Annotated in this window: 18 protein-coding genes and 1 tRNA gene; 18 read left to right on the top strand and 1 reads right to left on the bottom strand. The window is 48.6% G+C overall.

Translation table 11 applies throughout. The annotated features are described in order from the left end of the window. Positions 1-3: 3 nt before the first annotated feature. The 10 genes from ACLTOH_RS11205 (at position 4) to ACLTOH_RS11250 (ending at position 13,128) form a co-directional block, all read left to right on the top strand. A tRNA-Val gene (locus ACLTOH_RS11205) sits at positions 4-77 on the top strand. A gap of 113 nt (positions 78-190) precedes the next feature. Then, a complete protein-coding gene (malQ, locus tag ACLTOH_RS11210; protein ID WP_227733154.1) occupies positions 191-1,687 on the top strand; it encodes a 4-alpha-glucanotransferase in 1,497 nt (498 codons plus the stop codon). A 200-nt stretch (positions 1,688-1,887) separates the two neighbouring features. Beyond that, on the top strand, positions 1,888-2,913 hold the full coding sequence (locus ACLTOH_RS11215; protein ID WP_182427029.1) for a substrate-binding domain-containing protein: 1,026 nt from the start codon (positions 1,888-1,890) through the stop codon (positions 2,911-2,913). An 8-nt stretch (positions 2,914-2,921) separates the two neighbouring features. Next, on the top strand, positions 2,922-4,418 hold the full coding sequence (locus tag ACLTOH_RS11220) for a sensor histidine kinase (protein ID WP_412224130.1): 1,497 nt from the start codon (positions 2,922-2,924) through the stop codon (positions 4,416-4,418). Next, a complete protein-coding gene (locus tag ACLTOH_RS11225) occupies positions 4,411-6,027 on the top strand; it encodes a response regulator (protein WP_227733152.1) in 1,617 nt (538 codons plus the stop codon). Before ACLTOH_RS11220 ends, ACLTOH_RS11225 begins: the two co-directional genes overlap by 8 nt. 1 nt (position 6,028) lies before the next feature. Continuing rightward, complete coding sequence (locus ACLTOH_RS11230) at positions 6,029-7,078, top strand: sugar ABC transporter substrate-binding protein (protein WP_022312088.1); 1,050 nt, start codon at positions 6,029-6,031, stop codon at positions 7,076-7,078. Positions 7,079-7,279: 201 nt separating this feature from the next. Next, entirely contained in the window at positions 7,280-8,419 is a 1,140-nt protein-coding gene (chvE, locus tag ACLTOH_RS11235; RefSeq protein WP_412224132.1) for a multiple monosaccharide ABC transporter substrate-binding protein, read from the top strand. Positions 8,420-8,550: 131 nt separating this feature from the next. Continuing rightward, positions 8,551-10,095 carry a multiple monosaccharide ABC transporter ATP-binding protein gene (gene mmsA, locus ACLTOH_RS11240; protein WP_022312086.1) on the top strand — a complete coding sequence of 515 codons (1,545 nt, stop codon included), beginning with the start codon at positions 8,551-8,553 and terminating at the stop codon, positions 10,093-10,095. Further along, entirely contained in the window at positions 10,092-11,282 is a 1,191-nt protein-coding gene (gene mmsB / locus ACLTOH_RS11245) for a multiple monosaccharide ABC transporter permease (RefSeq protein ID WP_227063538.1), read from the top strand. Before mmsA ends, mmsB begins: the two co-directional genes overlap by 4 nt. A gap of 76 nt (positions 11,283-11,358) precedes the next feature. Further along, on the top strand, positions 11,359-13,128 hold the full coding sequence (locus ACLTOH_RS11250; protein WP_337630262.1) for a methyl-accepting chemotaxis protein: 1,770 nt from the start codon (positions 11,359-11,361) through the stop codon (positions 13,126-13,128). A 71-nt stretch (positions 13,129-13,199) separates the two neighbouring features. Here ACLTOH_RS11250 and ACLTOH_RS11255 read toward each other — a convergent pair whose 3' ends face one another. Next, complete coding sequence (locus tag ACLTOH_RS11255) at positions 13,200-13,709, bottom strand: CYTH domain-containing protein (protein ID WP_117465915.1); 510 nt, start codon at positions 13,707-13,709, stop codon at positions 13,200-13,202. A gap of 210 nt (positions 13,710-13,919) precedes the next feature. Here ACLTOH_RS11255 and ACLTOH_RS11260 point away from each other — a divergent pair, with 210 nt between their 5' ends. The 8 genes from ACLTOH_RS11260 to ACLTOH_RS11295 all read left to right on the top strand — a co-directional run bounded on the left by ACLTOH_RS11260 (position 13,920) and on the right by ACLTOH_RS11295 (position 23,322). Then, positions 13,920-14,471, top strand: coding sequence for a DJ-1/PfpI family protein (locus ACLTOH_RS11260; RefSeq protein ID WP_412123939.1), 552 nt, complete (start codon positions 13,920-13,922; stop codon positions 14,469-14,471). 29 nt (positions 14,472-14,500) lie between these two features. Next, positions 14,501-15,556 (top strand): GDP-mannose 4,6-dehydratase, encoded by a 1,056-nt coding sequence (gmd, locus tag ACLTOH_RS11265; protein ID WP_022312082.1) that lies wholly within the window; start codon positions 14,501-14,503, stop codon positions 15,554-15,556. Positions 15,557-15,590: 34 nt separating this feature from the next. Continuing rightward, positions 15,591-16,532 (top strand): GDP-L-fucose synthase family protein, encoded by a 942-nt coding sequence (locus ACLTOH_RS11270; RefSeq protein ID WP_022312081.1) that lies wholly within the window; start codon positions 15,591-15,593, stop codon positions 16,530-16,532. A 61-nt stretch (positions 16,533-16,593) separates the two neighbouring features. Then, positions 16,594-17,937: a M18 family aminopeptidase gene (locus ACLTOH_RS11275; protein WP_412123949.1), complete on the top strand. Its 1,344-nt coding sequence runs from the start codon at positions 16,594-16,596 to the stop codon at positions 17,935-17,937. A gap of 124 nt (positions 17,938-18,061) precedes the next feature. Then, complete coding sequence (locus ACLTOH_RS11280; RefSeq protein WP_022312079.1) at positions 18,062-18,463, top strand: bacteriohemerythrin; 402 nt, start codon at positions 18,062-18,064, stop codon at positions 18,461-18,463. A 72-nt stretch (positions 18,464-18,535) separates the two neighbouring features. After that, positions 18,536-20,398: a S8 family peptidase gene (locus tag ACLTOH_RS11285; RefSeq protein ID WP_412224134.1), complete on the top strand. Its 1,863-nt coding sequence runs from the start codon at positions 18,536-18,538 to the stop codon at positions 20,396-20,398. Positions 20,399-20,687: 289 nt separating this feature from the next. Then, positions 20,688-21,704, top strand: a complete 1,017-nt coding sequence (locus ACLTOH_RS11290; RefSeq protein WP_227063544.1) for a LacI family DNA-binding transcriptional regulator — start codon at positions 20,688-20,690, stop codon at positions 21,702-21,704. Between the two features lie 274 nt (positions 21,705-21,978). Beyond that, entirely contained in the window at positions 21,979-23,322 is a 1,344-nt protein-coding gene (locus ACLTOH_RS11295; RefSeq protein WP_227733148.1) for an extracellular solute-binding protein, read from the top strand. The last annotated feature ends 112 nt before the right edge of the window (positions 23,323-23,434 follow it).

Consider the following 23,434-nt stretch of genomic DNA (forward strand, 5'->3'; position numbering starts at 1 on the left):
TATGGAAGCATAGCTCAGCCGGGATGAGCGTTCGCCTCACACGCGAAAGGTCAGGGGTTCGAGCCCCCTTGCTTCCACTCGAAATAACTATTCAGAGCTCATGACAAGGACTGAATAGTTATTTTTTTAATCAGAGAGCATCGGATAAGTAATGTACGAAAGCACAGAAATATAAAGGAATACAAAAGCTATGAAGAAAAATGTAAGAAAACAGGGAATTCTGCTGCCGATATCCAGTATTCCCTCGGCATATGGTATCGGAACTTTCGGTAAGGAAAGTTACCGTTTTGTGGACTTCCTGGAAAAATCAGGCAACCATCTCTGGCAGATCCTGCCGTTAGGCCCTACCGGCTACGGCGATTCTCCGTACCAGTCCTTTTCCACCTTTGCGGGGAACCCCTACTATATTGACCTGGAGCTTCTGATCGAAGACGGCTATCTGACAAAAGAGATCTGTGACAGCTATGATTTCGGAGACAATGAGCATTATGTGGACTATGAGAAGATTTATCTGTCCCGTTTTAAAGTCCTGAAAATTGCGTTTGACAATGCCAGGGAACAGGGCCTTACAGAGACCGGAGACTATCAGAAATTCCTTACGGAAAATGCGTACTGGCTGGATGACTACGCTCTGTATATGGCGGTGAAAAATGCTTTTGGCGGTGTCTGCTTTATGGAATGGGACGAGGACATCCGTCTAAGAAAAGCAGCGGCACTTCGCAAATACCGTAAGAAGCTGGCGGAAGAAATCGCATTTTATTGCTTCCAACAGTACCTGTTTGCAAAACAGTGGAAAGAACTGAAAGCCTATGCCAATAAGAAAGGCATTGGGATCGTAGGGGATATTCCCATCTATGTGGCATTTGACAGTGCCGATACCTGGGCAAACCCGAAGCTGTTCCAGCTGGATAAGGAAGGCCGGCCCATCGGAGTGGCGGGATGTCCACCCGATTGTTTCTCCGAGACCGGACAGTTATGGGGTAATCCGCTCTACGACTGGAGTTATCATAAGAAGACCGGTTATGCGTGGTGGATGCAGCGGATCGCCTATTGCTATCAGCTGTATGATGTGCTTCGTATTGATCATTTCCGCGGCTTTGATGAATACTGGTTCGTTCCTTACGGAGATCCGACGGCGGAGAACGGCCATTGGGAAAAAGGCCCCGGTTACGAATTATTCGATGTCATGAAGAAGAAACTGGGCAGGAAGAAAGTGATCGCGGAAGATCTGGGATTTCTGACTCCCAGCGTGATCCGGTTGGTGAAGAAGACCGGGTATCCCGGAATGAAGATTCTTCAGTTTGCTTTTGATGCCGGAAATGACAGTGAATATCTGCCGCACAATTATGACAAGAACTGTGTGGTCTATACCGGAACCCACGATAACGATACTACGGTGGGGTTCTTACAGAATATGCCGGAGAAGGACAAGAAATTTGCAAAGAAATATCTGGGACATAAGAATGACAAGAAGCTTTGCTTTGAGATCATCCGGGCAGCATTGTCCAGCTGTGCGGATACCGCAATCATTCCCATGCAGGATTATCTGGAGCTGGACAGCAGCGCCAGGATCAACACTCCCTCCACTCTGGGATGCAACTGGAAATGGCGTATGGATAAGAATGCACTGGATCCAAAGCTGGCGAAGAAGATTTATAAAATGGCAAAATTATATGCAAGAGTATAAAAATACGGAAGGCGATAAGCCTTCCGTATTTTAGTTCCGGGGACTAGCATTTTTTAGTGGACTATCTGTATATTTTTGGACTTTTTTGCATGAATGTGGAAAATAGCATTTTTATATGGTATCTTTAACAGTAGATTGGGCGGAATTCTGTCAGGGATTCCGGTTTGGGAGAGATACATATGCGTCATAAGGCTGAAAAAATGGGCAGAAACAGAGGCCAGGGGATCATTATAGGGTTTCTGGTGTTTGTCATTGCAGTCATTTCGATATGCACAATTATTTTTCGTTCCTATGTGCGGGAGTTTCATAAAGTAACAGAAAAGGAAAAATATGACCAGTATTATGTGATGATCACGGAGGATCGGAAGCCGGACTTCTGGCAGTCGGTATACCGCGGAGCCTATGAGCGGGGGCAGGCGGAAAATGTATATGTGGACCTGCTGGGGGAGCACTTGTCTCAGGAATATTCCAGATCCGACCTTATGCGGATCGCCATGACATCCGGTGTGGACGGTATTCTGGTGGAATCCGATGAAAGTGACGAGATGTCGGAGCTGATTGATGAGGCGGTAGACCGTGGAATTCCGGTAGTTACCCTGTATGGAGACAATACCCACAGTGCCAGATGCAGCTTTGTGGGTGTGGGAAGTTATAATCTGGGAAGAGAGTATGGAAGACAGGTGCTGAAACTGGCAGCGGCAGAGGATACAGAAGATCCGTTAAAGGTAGCGGTACTGATGAATGCTCACGCACTGAATTCTACCCAGAATATCGTGTGTTCCGGAATTCAGGATGCTCTGGAACAGGAGAAGCTTCAGGGATCGGAGATCCAGATGTCTCTGATCACGGTGGATGACACCAATACCTTCTCCGTTGAGGAGTCCATCCGGGATATTTTTATGGATCAGACTCTTCCGGATATTATCATCTGTCTGAACGAACTGAGTACGACCTGTGTCTACCAGGCTGTGGTGGATTACAACTGTGTGGGAGAGATCGCCATTCTCGGATATTATGACACGGATACTATATTAAAGGCCATCGAACGCAATGTCATCACAGCAACGATCTCCATTGACACGGAACAGATGGGGGCATTTTGTGTGGATGCGTTGCAGGAATATTACAATTACGGTTATACGAGCCAGTATTTTACGGCAGATGTTACCGTGATCGATCAGAGCAACGTGGAAGAGTATTTAGGCAAACAGGAAGAGGCAGAGTGAGGCGGGGTATGACAAAGAAATTTCGGCAGCTGTCTCTTCAGGCGAAGATGAGCAGCATTTTTATTCTGGTAAATCTGGTGGTGTTTGCGGTGACGGTAATTCTGATCCTTGGCATCAACAGCATGTCCTCTGAAATCGATATGGTCTATCAGGGGAATCTGCGGCTGAATGAACTGTCGGATGCCCTGACGGCAGTACAGGACAGCATGACAGAGTATCTGGATTCCAAGACCAGTGATTCCCTGGAGGAATTCTATCGCAGTGAACAGATTTATGCCCAGATGGTACAGGGGTTGAGTGATGACGTGACGGAAGCCACCTTTCGACGGATGGAGCGTAGCATCCGGCATATGTCTGAGGAGTATCTGGATCTGGTGGGGCAGACCATCGAAGCCAAGAGAGGACGAAACGTGGAAAAATACAGGGTGCGCTATGAAAATGCCACCCAGATGTATGAGTACATAAATACTTATATATATAGTCTGAATAACGAACAGTTCCGCAGTAATTCCGAGAACTACAGCCGCCTGTCAGTGGCATTCCGCAGCTTTGAACTGTTCAGTGTCATTACCCTGACGATCGTGGCAGTGATCAGCGTGGCCATTGTGGTAAAACTGACGGGAGAAATCATCAGTCCGTTGAAGAGGCTCACGGTAATGGCCAATGAAGTGGCGGGTGAAAATTTTGATACGGAACTTCTGCCGGTGCAGTCGGAGGATGAGATCGGCGTGGTAACCGGAGCGTTCAACCAGATGGTTATCAGTATCAGACAATATCTGGAGAGACTGCGGCAGAGTATGGAGATCCAGCGTTCACTGATGGAGAAGGAACTTCTGATGGAATCCCATCTGAAGGATGCGCAGCTGAAATATCTGCAGGCGCAGATCAATCCCCATTTTCTGTTCAACACCCTCAATGCCGGAGCTCAGCTGGCGATGATGGAGGGGGCGGACCGAACCTATGATTATATACAGAATGTGGCGGATTTCTTCCGCTATAATGTGAAAAAGGGCAATGATATCGTCACGCTCCGGGAGGAACTGGAGTTGATCGATCATTATATTTATATCCTGAATGTCCGCTTTTCCGGAGATATTCATTATGAAAAGGAGATTTCGGAGGATCTGTTGGATTGTGCCGTGCCCAGCATGATCCTGCAGCCCATTGTGGAAAATTGTGTAAATCACGGTATCCGGGAGATGAGTGGAGAAGGACGGATCTGGCTGAAGGTGTATCACGGGGAAGAAGATACGCTGGTCATCAGTATCCGGGACAACGGCATCGGTATGGATGCGGAGATCATAGAGAAGCTGAAGAACGGAACCTACCATGAAAAGCGGCAGAGCTCCGGTTCCAACGGTATCGCCATGGGAAATGTCATAGCAAGACTGAAGCTGTTCACCCAGAACGAAGATGTCATGACGATCCGCAGTGATGGCAGGAACCAGGGCACGGAAGTGATCCTGTATCTTCCGGTAAAGGAGAGAGAAAAAGCAGATGTATAAGATCATGTTGGCAGATGATGAAGGAATCGTGATCGATTCCCTGAAGTTCATTATTGAGAAAGAATTTAAGGATATCTGTGAAGTGCAGTATGCCAAAACCGGAAGGAGTGTCATCGAACTGGCGGAGAGCTTTCGACCGGACATTGCAGTCATGGATATCCAGATGCCGGGGATCAACGGCATCGATGCCATGAAAGAGATCCGCAGGACCAATAATCACACGGTGTTTATTGTGATGTCGGCCTATGATAAATTCGACTATGCCAAGGAAGCAATCAAGCTGGGAGTTATGGAGTATATCACCAAACCCATGGAGAAGACCAGGATCGTGAACGCTCTTCGCAAGGCCATGGAAAATATCGATGCCGAGCGTCTGAAGCGGAAAAATGAGCTGTTGATCAAGGAAAAGCTGGAGACAGTGGTTCCCATTATTGAAAGTGGACTGATCCACAATATTCTCTTGCAGGAGCATTTCAGGGAGGATATCGAGAATTACCGTTCCATTCTGGGGATTACGCGGCAGTATGCTTATATGATCGCGGTGGTCAGCGGTGACGAGCAGCAGGGCAATCATATGACGAACGCAGTGGGCAGCAGTGTCCGGATGCAGAAGCATTATCAGGAGGTAAGGGATTGTCTGAAGGAACACTTTGACTGTATCGTGGGAACGGTGATGGCCAATAAGCTGGCGGTGCTGGTTCCTTACGAAAAAGAAATAATGGATTACAACGAACGTATTGAACTGATCGAGAAAGCTAGGGAACTGGTGCGCTACATGCGCAAGCGTACGGATATCAGCTTCCGTATCGGCATCGGAGGACCGAAGGATTTTCTCATGGCATCAGAGTCCTATACCGAGGCGCTGAATGCACTGGTGGCATCCACGGGCAGTGTGGCTCATGTGGATGATCTGCCGATCCGCTGCGAATTTGCCGGAAACTATCCGGTGAAACTGGAGAAGAAGCTGTTTGCGGAGATTGAGGACGGAGACATCGATAATGCTTCGGCAACGGCAGCGGCATTTTTTGACTGGATGACGGACATCGGATCGGATTTGATGAACATGCGCCTGAAGATCCTGGAATTTGTGCTGTGGTCGGAACACATTGCCTATGAGAAAGGCGGTATGACTTATCAATTGAACTCCCGGGCGGATTATCTGCCGCAGGTCATGGAGATGGCAGAGCCATCGGCCATGAAGACCTGGTTCCTGGAAAAGGTAAAAGAGTCTTGCCGCAATGTTTTGAACAAGAGAGAAGAGAAGTCCGGCAGTATCATTGAAATGGCCAAAAATTACATTAAGAATAATTACCACAAAGACATTTCCCTGGATGATGTATCCAGAGAGGTCAATATCAGCCCGTATTATTTCAGCAAGCTTTTCAAGGAAACCACGGGAGAGAATTTCATCGAATATCTGACGAATCTGCGAATGGATAAGGCAAAGGAACTGTTGGAGACCACGGAGTGCTCCATGAAGGAGATCTGCGTCAGAACGGGATATTCAGATCCGAATTATTTCAGCCGCAGCTTTAAAAAGAACGTGGGGGTCACTCCGACGGTCTATAAGGAGAATCGGGGAAAAATATATGAACAGGGCAGTGTGTAAAATGAAAAAAATGTGGAAATATGCAGCGGTTGTGCTTGTCTGTGTGCTGACACTCGGCGCCTGCGGTAATCTGGACAGCAGTAAAACGTCCGGGGATGCCGCACAGGACCGGAAGATCCAGATCGGCATGAGCTTCGATTCTTTTGTCATCGAGAGGTGGCAGACAGACCGGGATATCTTCGTATCTACAGCCAAGGAACTGGGGGCGGAGGTCAATGTACAGAATGCCAACGGGGATCTGGAACAGCAGAAGAAACAGATCAATTATTTCATTGATAAGGGAATGGACGTTATTGTCATCATCTGCATTGATTCCGAGGGGCTGGCAGAGCAGGTGCAAAAGGCGAAGGAAGCAGGGATTAAAGTCATCGCCTACGACCGAATGATCATGGATTCGGATATTGATCTGTATATCACTTTCGACAACGAGCGCGTCGGCACCATGATGGGAGAAGCACTGGTGGATAACGGGCTGTCTGGTGGAAAAGTGCTGATGCTGGGAGGTTCTGCGGTGGACAGCAACGTGGCTATGGTAGAGAAAGGATTCCGGAAGGTGATGGAGGATCATCAGGTGACAATCCTGGATTCCATGCATGCGGACGGATGGAAAGCGGAGCTCGCAGCGGCCTATGTCTATGACCATATGGATGTTGTCTCGGAAGCGGATGCCATCATGTGTGGCAACGATGATCTGGCCAGTAAGGTGGTGCATGCCCTGAAGGAAAAGAGGATGGCGGGAGACATCATGGTCGTTGGGCAGGATGCCGATCTGGAAGCCTGTCAGCGGATCGTAGAAGGAACACAGGTCATGACGGTTTATAAGCCAGTGGAGAAGCTGGCCCAGAAGGCTGCGGAATGTGCCGTGCTTCTGGCAGAAGGAAAGGAGCTTCCAGAAGAGACTGTGACGATAGAAAGCGGAAACTATCAGGTGCCCTATATCGGACTGGAACCCATCAGCGTGGATAAGACCAATATCAATGATGTGATCATAGGCAGTGGATTCCATCTGAAGGAAGATGTCTATCTGAATGTCCCTGCCGAAATGCCCTGACGGGATCGTGAATGCAGAAAACTAGGAACAGGAAAAAATTGGTAAGATAGCTGTGCTTGCAGACAAAATATTGCTAGCACAGCTTATTTTTGCCTTCCGGACAGCACAGAAAAGTGCAGAAGGTCATAAAATCATGCTATTTGATCTATGGTATTCTCTACTTGTCAACAAAAACAAACCAAACAAGGGAGGTTACTTTTTATGAGGAAGAAATTATTAAGCACACTTCTGGCAACAGCCATGGCTGTTACAATGCTTGCAGGATGTGGATCCAATGGGGGACAGCAGGCAACCACACCGGCAACGGACAATAAGACGGAGACTTCCGCAGAAGCAAAGACAGAGACTTCTGGTGCAACAGGCGGCGGTAAGGTCGGTGTAGCAATGCCCACCAAGGATCTGCAGAGATGGAATCAGGATGGTAGCAACATGCAGGCTCAGCTGGAGGCAGCAGGCTATGATGTAGATCTGCAGTACGCATCTAACGATATTCCCACACAGGTATCCCAGATCGAGAATATGATCAATTCCGGCTGCGAACTTCTGGTCATCGCATCCATCGACGGTGACTCTCTTGGAACCGTTCTGGAGCAGGCAAAGGAAAAAGACATTCCGGTTATCGCATATGACCGTTTGATCATGAACTCCGATGCAGTTACTTATTACGCAACCTTCGATAACTACATGGTAGGTACGAAACAGGGTGAATACATCAGAGATCAGTTGGATCTGGACAATGCAGCAGGACCTTTCAATATCGAGCTGGTAACCGGTGATCCCGGTGACAACAACGCAAGATTCTTCTTCGGCGGTGCCATGGATGTGCTGCAGCCCTACATTGACGCAGGTAAGCTGGTAGTAAAATCCGGACAGACCGATTTCGAAACCGTTGCAACCGCTAACTGGTCTACTGAGACCGCACAGTCCAGAATGGACGCTATCATTTCCGCTAACTATGCAGACGGAACCAAGCTGGATGCCGTTCTGTGCTCCAACGACTCCACTGCACTGGGTGTAACTAACTCTCTGGAAGCTAACTACACCGGCGAGTGGCCTATCATTACCGGTCAGGACTGCGATAAGCCCAACGTTAAGAATATGATCTCCGGCAAACAGTCCATGTCCATCTTCAAGGATACCCGTACTCTGGCATCCAAGGTAGTAGAGATGGTAGACGCAGTCATGAAGGGCGGCGAAGCACCTGTCAACGATACCACAACCTATGACAATGGTACCGGTGTCATTCCTTCTTACCTGTGCGAGCCCGTATTCGCTGATGCAAGCAACTACAAAGAGCTGCTCATCGATTCCGGTTACTACACAGAAGCAGATTTACAGTAATTTTATAAAATAATATGGATCCTGCGGGATCCTTACGGCAGGCGGGCGTTTCCCGCCTGCCGTATTCATGGGAAAGCAAAATAGAACGGTTTGATTAGATAATGTGGAAATAAGACTTGGGAGGAATACCATTGGCAAAAATCTTATTGGAAATGAAAAATATAACCAAAACATTCCCCGGTGTAAAAGCACTTGACAATGTAAACCTGCAGGTGGAAGAGGGAGAGATCCACGCACTTGTAGGCGAAAACGGCGCAGGAAAGTCCACATTGATGAATGTATTGAGCGGTATATATCCGTATGGGTCTTACGAAGGGGACATCATCTATGACGGTGAGGTCTGCAAATTTGATAAGATCAAGGACAGTGAGGAAAAGGGTATCGTAATCATTCATCAGGAGCTTGCACTGATTCCCTATATGACGATCGGGGAAAATATGTTTCTGGGCAATGAACGGGGACATAAGTACAAAATCAACTGGAATGAAACCAATGCCAGGGCGGCAGAACTTTTGAAGACCGTAGGCCTGAAGGAAGGCCCCCAGACATTGATAAAGGATATTGGCGTAGGAAAACAGCAGCTGGTAGAGATTGCGAAGGCACTGGCCAAGAACGCAAAACTTCTGATCCTGGATGAGCCTACTGCCTCTCTGAATGAGACGGATTCCAAGGCACTGTTGGATCTGATGCTGGAACTCAAGAAAAAGGGAATGACATCCATCATCATCTCTCATAAGCTGAATGAGATTTCTTATGTGGCAGATAAGATCACCGTCATTCGTGACGGATCTACCATCGAAACACTTGTGAAGGGAAAAGATGATATTACCGAGAGCCGGATCATCAAAGGAATGGTAGGAAGAGAGATCGCCGACCGATTCCCGAAGAGAGAGCCGAAGATCGGAGAGGTCCTGATGGAGGTCAAAAACTGGACCGTGCATCATCCACTGTATTCTGACCGTAAGGTGGTGGATAATGTCAATCTTAATGTGAAAAAAGGTGAAGTAGTGGGAATTTCCGGCCTGATGGGTGCGGGACGAACGGAACTGGCCATGAGCCTGTTCGGCAAAAGTTATGGTTCCAACATCAGCGGCGAACTGTATATCAACGGCAAAAAAGTACAGCTGAATACTGTACAGGAAGCCATCAAAAATCATCTGGCATATGTGACGGAGGATCGAAAGGGCAACGGACTGATTCTGAGCAACCCGATCAAGATTAATACAACTCTGGCAAATCTGGATGCCATCAGCAGACATACTGTTATTGATAAAGACAAAGAGTACAATGTGGCGGTAGACTATAAGAACAAACTGAATACGAAATGTCCAACTGTGGAGCAGAATGTAGGAAACTTAAGCGGCGGTAATCAACAGAAGGTACTTTTGGCAAAATGGATGTTCACAGATCCGGATATCCTGATCCTGGATGAGCCGACGAGAGGTATTGATGTTGGTGCAAAATACGAAATCTACTGCATCATTAACCAACTGGTGGCAGAAGGAAAATCGGTTATCATGATCTCCTCGGAGCTGCCTGAGATTCTTGGCATGTGCGACCGGATCTATGTAATGAACGAAGGAAAAATAGTAGGAGAACTGGCGGGCAGTGAGGCAACACAGGAGCTTATCATGTCCAAGATATTATCAGCCGGTAAGAAAGGAGCATTGGCATGAATAAAACAAAGGGCCTCGATTTTATAAAAAGATATACCATGATCCTCGTACTGATCGTGGTTACGGCATTTTTTGCATGGAGAACCGGAGGAGCAATCCTGCTTCCCATGAATGTCAGCAGTCTGATCTCGCAGAACGCATATGTGTTTATTCTGGCAACCGGTATGCTGTTATGTATCCTGACCGGCGGTAACATCGATCTGTCCGTTGGATCTGTTGTATGTTTCGTCGGTGCCATCGGAGCGGTACTCATGGTCAACATGAAAATGAACATGTGGCTGGCTATTCTGATCATGTTTGTTATCGGTACACTGATCGGTGCTTTCCAGGGTTTCTGGATCGCTTATGTGAGAATCCCGCCTTTCATCGTGACATTGGCCGGCATGCTGGCTTTTCGAGGATTAAGCAACGTAGTCCTGCAGGGTATGACCGTATCCATTAAGGACTGCACTACATTCGTAAATCTGTTCGGTGGCGGTGCTGACTGTTATATTCCCGATTTCTTCGGTAATGGTCCCATCAATCTGACCTGTGTATTTGCCGGTGTGATCGCTGCAGTGATCTTTGCAGTGTTACAGCTGAAGAATAGAGCCGACAAGGTGAAAAAAGGATACGAAGCTCCCAGCATGGGTTCCACGATCGGCAAAATCGTAGTGATCGCTGCAGTGATTCTGGCATTCAGCTATCGTCTGGCACAGCACAAAGGTATTCCCAGTGTATTGATCTGGGTACTGATTGTTATCATGGTATACGGTTACATCACTTCCAACACTACTGTAGGACGTTATTTCTACGCAGTGGGCGGTAATGAGAAGGCCACCAAATTATCCGGTATCAATACCAACAAGGTTTATTTCCTGGCTTATATGAACATGGGATTCCTGGCAGCGTTAGCTGGTATGGTAACCATTGCACGTATGACTTCCGCACAGCCGACATACGGACAGAACTATGAAATGGATGCCATCGGTTCCTGCTTCATCGGCGGTGCTTCCGCATACGGCGGAACCGGAACTGTACCCGGAGTTATCGTAGGTGCTGTACTGATGGGTGTTATTAACCTGGGTATGTCTCTGATGGGCGTCGATCAGAATATGCAGAAGGTAGTCAAGGGTCTGGTACTTCTGGCAGCAGTTATCTTCGATGTTGTATCCAAACGTGGTGGAAAATTAATTGCCAAGAATTAATTTCTACATATCTAATCAAAAGGGCCCGGTGCATATGCGCTGCAGGCCCTTTTGATGGTATTGGGAGGAGAAGAGCATGAATAAGGGAAAAGAACGGAAGAAGCGGGAAGGAAAGCAGAAAAAAGGAGTCGGGATCGGAGTCAAGATCGTGGCACTTTTGCTGCTGCTGGCAGTTACTGCACTCAGCTGTATGGGAGTGCTGGTGCAGACGCTGCAATCGGTCATTGTAACCAACGATGAAATCGTGGCCGGTCAGGTGGCTGAACAGGAGAAAATCTCGGAGCTTTCCAGACAGTTTACTTACATTAACGGGCAGGTGTTGACCCATGTCATGACCACCAACAGTGTGACAATGGAAAATTTGTCGGATAAGATCCTGCAGGAGATCACTGATATGGAACAACAGATGACGGAGTTCGAAGGACTGCTGTCTGAGGGGGATGCCCGGAGAGAGGCGTTTGACAGTGCTTCTGCGGAACTGGCAAAATACAAAAAGACCGTGGAGAGTCTGCTGGTCACCAGTGCAGAGAATAAGACGCAGGCTTATGTGTCTGCCACATCGAATCTGCCGATGTTCAATGAACATATTGAAAGCTATATGAATCAGATGCTGGAGATCACCGGAGAGCAGATGGCACAGGCACAGGGACAGATGGAGCAGAGTGCGGCCAGAGTGCCCATGATCGTGGCGGTGGCAAGTCTGGTACTGCTTGCAGTAGTCGTGGTGATCATGCTGGGATTGCGGATCTGGGTCATCGGTCCGGTGAAATATGCTACGAGGCAGGTGGATGAACTGGTGGAAGGCATTCGCAATAACAGAGGTGACATCACCAGACGGATCCGGGTGAAATCGGGGGATGAAGTCGGCAGATTATCCATGGCCATCAATGATCTGGTAGCGCAGATGCAGACCATCATAAGGGCGATTACCGAGAGCTGCGGACATATGGAGGAAAAACAGACCGGTATTATCTCCAATGTGGAAAAGGTAAATGCCACTGCGGAGGACACCACCCAGAAGCTGGGAGTGATGGCTGGTGGCATGCAGTCTGTCACGGAGGCTATCGGAGGGGTGCAACAGGATACCGGGGTGCTGGATACCACGGTGGAGAACATGCTGGAGGTGGCACAGGATGGACGCAATTATGCGGCGGATATCAAGGATAGGGCCGGAAAAATGAAGGCAACGGCGGTGGCGAGTAAGCAGGAGGCAACCCAGGTGATGAAGGAGATCGACACGGCAATGACGGAGTCCATCGCCAACAGCAGGCAGATCCACAAGATCACGGAACTGACGGAAGAAATCCTGGGAATTGCTGGAACAACGAATCTGCTGGCACTGAATGCGTCTATCGAGGCTGCCAGAGCAGGAGAAGCAGGCCGGGGATTCGCAGTCGTGGCGGAGGAGATCCGCAAGCTCGCAGACAGCTCCAGAGAGTCAGCCAATAATATCCAGGAGATAAGTAACCGGGTAGTGGAAAGCGTGGAAGAACTTTCCGAAAATGCTACAAAACTTTTGGATTTTGTGAATACCAGAGTCATGAGAGATTACGATGCTCTGGAGGATACGGGCACAAATTATCATGAGGCTGCGGATCATGTGGATGAGATGATGAATGAATTCCGACAGAAGATCGATGAACTGTTGTCGGTACTGCAGAATGTCAATAGTGCTAACTCACAGATGGAAGCAACCGTGGAGGACAGTACGGAAAAGCTGGCGGTGGTAAAGAACAACAACCGGGGATTACAGCAGGAGATGAAGGATATTTCCTATGCGGTGGATGATCTGACCGGTGCAGTGGGACAGTTGAAAGAAAGTATCCGCTGTTTTACAGTGGTATAGACAGAAAAAATAAAATGCACGGGATTCCCGATGGGGAATTACCGTGCATTTTGAATGACTGCAGTTACATTTTAGGAATTTTCCGGAGCGTGATGCAGCTCCAGAGCCAGATAGGAATTGTGGTATTCCTTGCAGTAGGTGACATCTTTGTCAAACCATGCGGGAGGGACGAAAGCCTCTGCTGCTTCTTTACTTCCAAACTCCACTTCTGCCATGATCAGAGGGGCGAAGGGGGCATCAAAAACATCCAGCTCGATGGTCAGGGAATAATCTGCCGGAGGAGTAGGAAAGCCTTCTTTGAATCCGGGATGCTCCAGAGGGATCAGATAGCGTCTTTTGGAGATTACGCTGCCATCGGCTTTTTCCCGTAAATGATAATAAGATGCCTCGTTCAGCGGAAGATTGCTCTCATCTCTGGCCATCATGCCGCTGCCTTTGTAAGTGAGATAATATTCATCATCCTGTTTTCTGGCTCTGACCACAGGATTATAATTCAGATATACCTGCTCGATATGATGAGAAGGATAGCTTTCCAGATTGTCGGGTAAGGATTTCAGGGTAAACTTTCGCTCGATTTCCATAGTATTAATGCCTCGCTTCTGTAATTAAGACTTAAAAACACTTCTTTAGTATAACATGATTTTCCTTGAAAATACAGTGAAATCTGCAAATATCTGCCCATGGGAATTGAATTACGCTTCCAAATTGTGTATACTAATCATAACTGTGCAAAGTCAGAGTATATGACTTGCAAATGAGACAGAAAACAAAACGGAAAGCGAGGGAAAACCATGAGTAAGATAGCGATTTTTCTGGCAAATGGGTTTGAGGAAATAGAAGGTCTGACGGTAGTGGATATCTGCCGCAGATGTGGACTGACCATTGATATGGTGTCCATTACGGAAGAAAAACAGGTGATGGGATCACATAAGATTCCGGTGACTGCGGATATGACATTGTCCCAGGTGAATTTTGAGGAATATGATTGTCTGGTATTGCCCGGTGGCGGACAGGGAACGAAGAATCTGGAGGCCTGTGAGCCCCTGATGCAGCAGATCGATGCTTTTTATGCAGCAGGAAAATACATTGCGGCCATCTGTGCGGCACCCAGTATTTTCGGACACAGAGGAATTTTGAAGGGGAAGAGAGCATGCGCCTATCCCTGCTTCGAGGATCATCTGGAAGGTGCGGCTGTGACTGCAGGCCCCGTGGAAGTGGACGGTAACGTGATCACTTCCCGTGGAATGGGAACGTCCATTCCCTTTGGTCTGGCGATCGCCGGTGTATTCTGTGGACAGGATAAGGCAGATGCCTGTGCCCACGCTATTGTATTTCAGCCGTAAGCAGCTGAAGAGAAAGACGAGGACAAAGAATGAAAAAAGCATTAATTACAGGAATTACCGGACAGGACGGCTCTTATCTGGCAGAGTTCCTGCTGGAAAAAGGATATGAAGTGCATGGACTGATCCGCAGATCTTCCATCAGCAATACCGGTCGTATCGACCATCTGATCCGGGAGGACAAGATCGTTCTCCATGGCGGAGACATGACAGATTCCACCAGCCTGGTGCGCATCATCGGAGAAGTCAGACCGGATGAAATCTACAATCTGGGCGCCCAGAGCCATGTACAGGTAAGCTTTGAGGCACCGGAATATGCCGGAGATGTAGATGCACTGGGCGTGCTGCGGATTCTGGAGGCTGTGCGTATGGTGGGACTGGCCGAGACCTGCCGTATTTATCAGGCATCCACATCCGAACTCTATGGCCGAGTGGAAGAAGTGCCTCAGAATGAGAACACCCCGTTCCATCCCTACAGCCCCTATGCGGTGGCAAAACAGTACGGCTTCTGGATCGTGAAGGAATACAGAGAAGCGTATAATATGTTCGCAGTCAACGGCATTCTGTTCAACCATGAATCCGAGCGCCGGGGAGAGACTTTCGTTACCCGTAAGATCACACTGGCAGCCGGCAGAATCGCCTGCGGTATCCAGGATAAACTCTATCTGGGCAATCTGGATTCCAAGAGAGACTGGGGCTATGCGAAGGACTATGTGGAATGCATGTGGCTGATGCTGCAGTATGACAAGCCGGAGGACTTCGTTATTGCCACCGGTGTACAGCATACCGTAAGAGAATTTACCACACTGGCATTCCATTATGTGGGAATCGAACTGGAATGGCAGGGCAGCGGTATCCATGAAAAAGGAATCAACAAGGCCAACGGCAAGGTGGTGGTGGAGGTCAGCGAGGCCTTTTACCGTCCCACGGATGTGGTCAATCTGTGGGGAGATCCGACGAAGGCCCGCACGGTGCTGGGATGGAATCCCCAGAGAACCAGCTACGAGGAACTGTGCCGTCTGATGGCAGAGCACGATCTGAAGCTGGCAAAGGCTGAAGCGGTAGTGTTGAAGGAAACCGCGGAATAACAGGAGAAATAAAGAGAGGAAGTACTGTAATATCATGGAAAAAGACGCAAAAATATATGTAGCCGGCCACAAGGGTATGGTAGGAAGTGCTATTTGTAGAGCACTCCAGAGAAACGGATATACCAATATCATCACCCGCAGCCATAAGGAACTGGATCTGTGCAGACAGGATGCCGTGGAGGAATTCTTTTCCAGGGAGAAGCCGGACTATGTGTTCCTGGCCGCAGCCAAGGTGGGCGGCATCATGGCCAACAGTGAGGCACTGGCGGATTTCATGTATGAAAATATGATCCTGGAGATGAATGTGATCCATGCGGCATGGCAGAACAACTGCAAGAAGCTGATGTTTTTGGGCAGCAGCTGTATCTATCCCCGTATGGCACCGCAGCCTATGAAGGAGAGCTGCCTGTTGACTTCTGAGCTGGAGAAAACCAATGAGGCGTATGCACTGGCGAAGATCTCCGGACTGAAATACTGCGAGTTCCTGAACAGACAGTACGGAACCGATTATATCAGTGTCATGCCCACGAATCTGTACGGGCCCAACGACAATTATCATCCCACCCACAGCCATGTGCTTCCGGCGCTGATCCGCCGCTTCCATGAGGCAAAAGTATCCGGCGCGAAGGAAGTAGTCTGCTGGGGAACAGGAACCCCACTGCGGGAATTTCTCTATGTGGATGATCTGGCAGATGCCTGCGTGTATCTGATGAATACCTACAGCGGCGATGAGACAGTGAATCTGGGAACCGGCAAGGAACTGACCATCCGGGAACTGACGGAACTGGTAGCGAAGGTAGTAGGTTATACTGGGGAGATCAAATGGGATCCCAGCAAGCCGGATGGAACTCCCAGAAAGCTTCTGGATGTCAGCAAACTGGAAAGCCTGGGCTACCATTATACGACGGAGCTGGAAGAAGGTATCCGTCTGACTTATGAGGATTTCCTCAATAATCCCATGCGTGCGGAACGCTAATGGTTCCGGGCACGAACAGCGCAGGCAGACAGACGGCCCGGGAAAGGATGAAGTGAACAGAATGAATGATTTTCGGAAGACAGCACAGGAGATGCTGGAATTTATAAGAATAAGTCCTACCTGTTTTCATGCAGTGGCCAATATCGGAAGGATGCTGGAGGCAGCAGGCTTTCAGCAGTTACAGGAAAAGGAAGAATGGAAACTGGAAAAGGGCGGACGGTATTATACGGAGCGCAATGATTCTTCCGTTATTGCGTTTGTGATTCCGGAAAAGGAGGTCGGCATCAGGGGCTTTCATATGGCAGCAGCCCACAGTGATTCCCCCTGCTTTAAGATCAAAGAGAAGCCGGAATTGACCGTGGAGGAGCATTATCTGCGTCTGAACACCGAAAAATACGGCGGCATGATCTTGTCCACCTGGTTGGACAGACCACTCTCCGTCGCTGGCAGACTGGCTGTGAAGAACGGGAACGGTATAGAGGGCAGACTGGTGAATATCGACAGAGATCTCTGCGTGATCCCCAATGTGGCCATTCATATGAACCGGGAAATGAACAAGGGTGTGGAGTACAATCCCCAGGTGGATCTGCTTCCTTTGCTGGCGGATGTAACATTTGACGCACACGATGCACAGACTGCATCGGAGAATGCTGAAGAACAGCCGGAAACAGTAGAGAAGCCAACGCTGGCAGCGCTGGCAGCAGAAACGGCAGGCGTGGACGCTGAGACGATTCTCGGAGAAGACCTGTTCTTGTACACCAGACAGGAAGGAAAAATGATAGGAGCAAAGGGAGAATTCGTGTTGTCTCCCAGACTGGATGATCTGCAGAGCGCTTTTGCCCTGACAAAAGCTTTTACGGAGAGTACGCCTGCAGAATATATCAATCTCTGCGCAGTATTTGATAATGAAGAAGTAGGAAGCGGTACCAGACAGGGCGCCGATTCCACTTTTCTGGAAGATACTTTACAGCGGATCACAGAGGGACTGCAGGAGGGGCACAGCACCTATCTGCGCTGGGTGGCAGACAGCTTCCTGATCTCTGCGGACAATGCCCATGCGGTACATCCCAACCATCCGGAAAAAGCAGACCCTGCCAACCGCCCGTATCTAAACGGCGGAATCGTCATCAAATATCATGGCAGCCAGAAATACACCACCGATGGTATTTCCGCGGCAAGGATGAAGGATTACTGCGAACGGGCGAAGGTACCTTACCAGACCTATGCCAACCGTTCCGACATTGCGGGAGGTTCCACTCTCGGCAATATTTCCACCGCACATGTATCAGTGTCCAGCGTGGATATCGGACTGCCTCAGCTGGCCATGCATTCCGCTGTGGAGACAGCAGGCATGAAGGATACGGAATATGCGGTCCGGGCGCTGAAGGAATTCTGGGGCGAATGATTTTGGCAGCGGGAATTCTTAAAAAAGTATAAAAAGCGTGGAAGCACTTGAAAGTTCTGCACGAAAAGTGCATATTTAGGATACAGGAAAAGATACAAAAAAGATACGAAAGAAGGCTGAAGTTATGTTTGAAATGAAACCGGAATACTATATTGGAATTGACATGATCGATCAGGAGCATAAACAGTTGTTTGACTATGCCAGTGAAGCATACGAACTGCTGCAGGAAGAGTTTACACCGGACAAGTATGACAAGATTGATGCAATTCTGGAAAAACTGCGTGATTATACCGTAAAACATTTTTCAGATGAAGAAGCGTATATGGAATCCATCCAGTACAAAAAGATTTTTACCCAGAAGATTCAGCATCAGGAATTTATCAACAAACTGGATGAATTTATTGATCAGCATGAGAAAGATGAAGAAAATCAGGATGAGCAGATCATGGATATTCTGAATTACCTGACAGACTGGCTGATCAACCATATCCTTCATGTGGATGGACAGATTCCGAAGGAGGCGTAAGACCTGACTTTTCCGGAATGATTTCCCACATGGGACATAAGATGTAAGAAGCGGAAGTAATGGGGAGTGCCCATGGACCAGAAACTGGAAAACATCCTGAATCTTGCATTGGAGACCCCGGAGGAAGAACGGGAACAGACGGAAAGTCTGAATGTCGGTTACAGTGCGGAGAGCCGCAGCTGGGAGCTGATCGTAAAATATCATGGCAGTCTGGACGGACTGCGGGAACAGAATATTGTGGTGGAAGAGCTGATTGCCGGATATGCGATCCTTACGGTACCGGAGACACTGGTAGATATCGTATCGGAGACTCCGGAGATCGAGTATGTGGAGAAGCCTAAGCGGTTTTACTATCAGCAGACAGATCCGGACGGCGCATCCTGCTTTCCACCGGTGACAAGAAGAACGCCTTTTCTGAATGGAAGGGGCGTTCTTTTGGCTGTATTGGATTCCGGAATCACCTGGGATCTGGAGGTGTTCCGCAAGGCAGATGGCAGTACGAGGATACGGTATCTATGGGATCAGACGATACCATGGGATCAGACGATTCCGGGAAAGCAGGCCGCATCACGGGAGCAGGAGACGCTGCGGAATCCGACATTGCCACAGAATCAGATAATGCCGGAGGAAACGGGCGATACGGGATATGGGAGGACACCGGATGGATTTCCCATCGGGACTGAATATACGGAGGAGGAAATCAACCGGGCACTGAACAGCAGTGTACTGGAACGGTACGGCCTGATCCCCAGCAGGGATCTGACCGGCCACGGAACGGCAGTGGCAGGGATTGCCGCCGGGAGAAGTGCGGACGGTCTCTATACCGGGGCAGCCCCGGAGGCGGAACTGATCATCGTGAAACTGGGACTTCCCAGGGAGGAAGGTTTTCCCCGGACCACGGAGATTATGAGAGGCGTTACTTATGCGCTGCGGAAAGCCAGACAGTTAAATATGCCTCTTGTCATCAATTTGAGCTTCGGCAACAGCTACGGTTCCCACGATGGAAGTTCTCTGCTGGAGAGGTTCCTGGACAATGCTTCGGAGATCGGCAGGACGGTGATATGCGTGGGCAGCGGCAACGAAGGAGCCGCCAGAGGACATTTTGCCGGCAATATAACAAGGGACGGCCGCGTGGAACTGGCTGTGGGCAATTATGAGAGAAACCTGAACATACAGCTATGGAAAAATTACAGCGATGTGTTCCGGATAAGACTGCAGGCCCCGGGAGGTGAGGAAGCAGAATTGTCCACAAATATCCAGGGAGGAAAATACACGCTGGAATTGGAACAGACTAGAATACTGGTTTATCTGGGAGAGCCTCTGCCCTATGCGGTGGCACAGGAAATCTATCTGGACATGATCCCGGCAGAGGGAAGCTACATCAATGCAGGGATCTGGACAATCCGGCTGGAACCGGTAGTGACCGTGACAGGACAATATTATCTGTATCTCCCAGCGGGAAGCGGAATCGGGGAGAGTACCGGATTCTACCGTGCCACACCCCAGGTGACACTGACCATTCCGTCTACCGCAGCCAAGGTGATCACCGTGGGAGCCTATGACCAGGTCTATGATACCTATGCAGATTTTTCCGGCAGAGGCTATGCAGACAGTACCCGTACCATCGGCGTGGCAGCTGCGGGACTGACCAAGCCGGATCTTGTGGCCCCGGGTGTGAATATCCAGGCTCCGGATGTGTACGGAAGCTTTACTCCCGTGACCGGGACCTCTTTTGCGACACCCATTGTCAGCGGGGCAGCAGCCCTTTTGATGGAATGGGGCATTGTACGGGGGAATGATCCCTTCCTCTACGGCGAAAAAGTAAAAGCATATTTCAGGAAAGGAGCCAGACCACTGAGGGGGGAGACTGAATATCCCAATGACCGGGTGGGGTATGGGAAACTGTGCGTGGCGGAGAGTCTCCTGGAAAATTAGTATCATAAAGAATGAGATTGGAAACAGTTCCGGAACAAAATGCGGCAAAACAGGTTAAATAACTTCAAGAAACTTGATTGTTTTGTAACTATTGTATAGAAATGAGGAGGCAATTTGTGTAAAAAGATGCATTGAAAGCTACATCACAAGATGATACTATAAACAAGAACAATCGTTTGCGCATATTGTGACAATAAAGAGGTATGAAAATAACGGATTGCGCAAGGATGGGGAGGAAAGTGTGCCTGCAATCTGTAGGTTGCAGGTCACGGAAAGGCGTGATGAAGGTATGAACAATAATTCTGGGAATGATAAGACAATGACGATCCATGATGTGGCGAGGGAACTGGGGGTGTCTGCCAGCACAGTTTCCAGGGCGATCTCCGGAAAAGGCCGTATTGGAGCCGCTACCAGAGACCGGATTCTCGACTACATAGAAGAACATGGCTTTTATCCCAATGCGGCAGCACAGAGCCTGGCACAATCCAAGACCAATAATATCGCCATTATCCTGCCGGAGGTCAATACCCTTGTGGATATGCCTTTTTTCCATACCTGTATGTATGGCGTGGAAGAAGTGGCACAGGCCAATGATTATGATATTATCGTGGTCACGACGAACGGAAACGATACCAAACCATTGGAGCGGCTGATCCAGAACCGGAAAGTGGACGGAATGATTCTTACCAGAACTTATGAGAACGACAAATACGTTAAATTCCTGAAACAGAAGCAGATTCCCTTTGTGGCTGTGGGGAAATTCCCGGATGATGATGTTGTACAGGTAGACCATGATAATGTGGGAGCCTGTAAGGAACTGGTGACGGTTCTGTTCGCCAAAGGGATCCAGAATATTGCCTACCTGGGAAGCAATATGGATCAGATGGTAAACCGCTGCAGGTATCAGGGATATGAGGAAGCCTACCGCAAGGGAAAGCGCAAGCTGAACCAGGATCTGGTGTACACGGATTTAAGCAATAAAGCCATGGTGGAAAAGGCAGTGGAAGAGCTGAAAAAGAGCGGTGTGGAGTGCATTCTGTGTCAGGATGACTACATCTGCGATGAGGTAGTCAGAAAGCTTGCCCGCATGGGTGTACGCATCCCGGACCAGATGAAGGTGGCATCCTGTCATTACAGCCGCATTCTGGAAAATTATCCGGTTACCATAACCTCGCTGAAGTTCAATATCACAGAGCTGGGACGGAGATCCTGTCAGGTGCTGTTGGATATGATCCATGGCAAAACAGTACCTGACAAAACACTTTTGGACTATGAGATCATCCTGAAGGAGTCTACAAAAGGCTGACAAGAGTGTGAAAATCATGATCAGGAAAAACGTTTTCCTTAATTTTGCTCAAAAAAATTATAAAAAAAGCATTTTTTTTCAAAAAAAGGATGTGCTGAAAACCAAGTAAAATCAAGACTTTCAAAGCATGATTGTGCAAAATGCACAATTTTAAATCTCAATATCAGTCATTATTATAAATTGACAACATAAGGAAATGTTGCTAAACTATTATCGTAGACAAGCGGTTGCGCAATACGCACAAACTTGCAAAACAAAACAGGAGGATAACAAAATGAAAAAGTTAGTCGCTTTAGCAATGTCACTGACTATGGCATTCTCTCTGGTAGCTTGTGGAAACTCTGATGCTTCTGCAAATGCCGGAACAGATACCACAGCAACTTCTGCAGCAGCAACCACCACCGAGGCTGCACAGCAGACCGCTCCCGCTGAGAAGCAGGACGTTACCTTGAGAATGTGGGGTGCTGAGGAAGATCAGCCCATGTTACAGGGCATGATCGATTCCTTCAAGGAGCATTACGCAGATTATGCAAACTTCGATATCCAGCTTGGTACCGAATCCGAGTCCACAGCTAAGGATACTGTTTTAACCGATATTGAGGCTGCTGCTGATGTGTATTCTTTCGCATCTGATCAGCTGATCGATCTGGTAAATGCAGGTGCTCTGCAGTCTGTTGATGATATGGACGCAGCTCTGGAAGCTTACGCTGGCAAGAGCGTAGCTGATGTCAAGAGTGCAAACGCTCCCGGTTCTGTAGACGCAGCAACCAAGGACGGCACACTGTATGCATTCCCTATGAGTGCTGATAACGGTTACTTCTTATATTACAATTCCGAGTTAGTAACTCCCGAAGATGCACAGAGCTGGGATACCTTACTTGCAGCAGCTGAGAAGGCTGGCAAGAAGGTTGGTATGACTTTTGCTTCCGGTTGGTACAATGCTTCCTTCTTCTATGGCGCAGGATTTACTACTGCACTGAACGATGACGGCAGTACTGCTATGGATTGGAACGGCACCAGCGCTGATGGTGTTACCGGTGTACAGGTTGTACAGGCTATGCTGGGTATCGCCGGCAACAGCGCATTCCTTCCGATCGCTGATGGTGATGTTTCTAACCAGATCGCTTCCGGCGAACTGTGTGCAGTAGTTTCCGGTACCTGGGATGCAGCTGCAGCTCAGACCGCTTTCGGTGAAGGCTACGCAGCTACCAAGCTTCCTACCTATACCTGTGGTGACAAGCAGATCCAGCAGGGTTCCGTAGCAGGCTTCAAGTTGGTAGGTGTTAACAAGTATTCTGCAAATGCAGGCTGGGCAACTCTGCTGGCTGACTGGATTACCAACGAAGACAACCAGGCAATCCGTTTCGCAGAGAGAGAGATCGGACCTTCCAATATCAATGTAGCTGGTTCCGAGGAGGTTTCTTCCAATACCGCTATTGCAGCTCTGTCTGAGCAGTCCGCTTATGGTGTAGTTCAGATCGTTGGCGGCAAGTACTGGGATCCTTCCAAGACTTTTGGTGAGAAGGTAGCTCAGGGTCAGCTGAAGGCTGATGATGAAGCAGGTATCCAGGCAGCCCTGGATGAGCTGGTAGAAGGTGTTTCCGTACCCGCTGAATAAGTTTGGGAAGATGATCTGTTCCGGTTCTGTGACAAATGAATGATGAAAACGTTCTGGTGCAGAACGAATACAGAGAATAGAAAGGCGTCCTGAAGCTATGAACAATAATACG

The organism is Waltera sp., from assembly GCF_046969025.1.
GTDB classification, from domain to species: Bacteria; Bacillota; Clostridia; order Lachnospirales; family Lachnospiraceae; genus Acetatifactor; species Acetatifactor acetigignens.

Excerpts from the sequence above, each read along its gene's own strand:
- malQ (WP_227733154.1), top strand. The coding sequence starts at position 191 with ATGAAGAAAAATGTAAGAAAACAGGGAATTCTGCTGCCGATATCCAGT.
- ACLTOH_RS11215 (WP_182427029.1), top strand. The coding sequence starts at position 1,888 with ATGGGCAGAAACAGAGGCCAGGGGATCATTATAGGGTTTCTGGTGTTT.
- ACLTOH_RS11220 (WP_412224130.1), top strand. The coding sequence starts at position 2,922 with ATGACAAAGAAATTTCGGCAGCTGTCTCTTCAGGCGAAGATGAGCAGC.
- ACLTOH_RS11225 (WP_227733152.1), top strand. The coding sequence starts at position 4,411 with ATGTATAAGATCATGTTGGCAGATGATGAAGGAATCGTGATCGATTCC.
- ACLTOH_RS11230 (WP_022312088.1), top strand. The coding sequence starts at position 6,029 with ATGAAAAAAATGTGGAAATATGCAGCGGTTGTGCTTGTCTGTGTGCTG.
- chvE (WP_412224132.1), top strand. The coding sequence starts at position 7,280 with ATGAGGAAGAAATTATTAAGCACACTTCTGGCAACAGCCATGGCTGTT.
- mmsB (WP_227063538.1), top strand. The coding sequence starts at position 10,092 with ATGAATAAAACAAAGGGCCTCGATTTTATAAAAAGATATACCATGATC.
- ACLTOH_RS11250 (WP_337630262.1), top strand. The coding sequence starts at position 11,359 with ATGAATAAGGGAAAAGAACGGAAGAAGCGGGAAGGAAAGCAGAAAAAA.
- ACLTOH_RS11255 (WP_117465915.1), bottom strand. The coding sequence starts at position 13,709 with ATGGAAATCGAGCGAAAGTTTACCCTGAAATCCTTACCCGACAATCTG.
- ACLTOH_RS11260 (WP_412123939.1), top strand. The coding sequence starts at position 13,920 with ATGAGTAAGATAGCGATTTTTCTGGCAAATGGGTTTGAGGAAATAGAA.
- gmd (WP_022312082.1), top strand. The coding sequence starts at position 14,501 with ATGAAAAAAGCATTAATTACAGGAATTACCGGACAGGACGGCTCTTAT.
- ACLTOH_RS11270 (WP_022312081.1), top strand. The coding sequence starts at position 15,591 with ATGGAAAAAGACGCAAAAATATATGTAGCCGGCCACAAGGGTATGGTA.
- ACLTOH_RS11275 (WP_412123949.1), top strand. The coding sequence starts at position 16,594 with ATGAATGATTTTCGGAAGACAGCACAGGAGATGCTGGAATTTATAAGA.
- ACLTOH_RS11280 (WP_022312079.1), top strand. The coding sequence starts at position 18,062 with ATGTTTGAAATGAAACCGGAATACTATATTGGAATTGACATGATCGAT.
- ACLTOH_RS11285 (WP_412224134.1), top strand. The coding sequence starts at position 18,536 with ATGGACCAGAAACTGGAAAACATCCTGAATCTTGCATTGGAGACCCCG.
- ACLTOH_RS11290 (WP_227063544.1), top strand. The coding sequence starts at position 20,688 with ATGAACAATAATTCTGGGAATGATAAGACAATGACGATCCATGATGTG.
- ACLTOH_RS11295 (WP_227733148.1), top strand. The coding sequence starts at position 21,979 with ATGAAAAAGTTAGTCGCTTTAGCAATGTCACTGACTATGGCATTCTCT.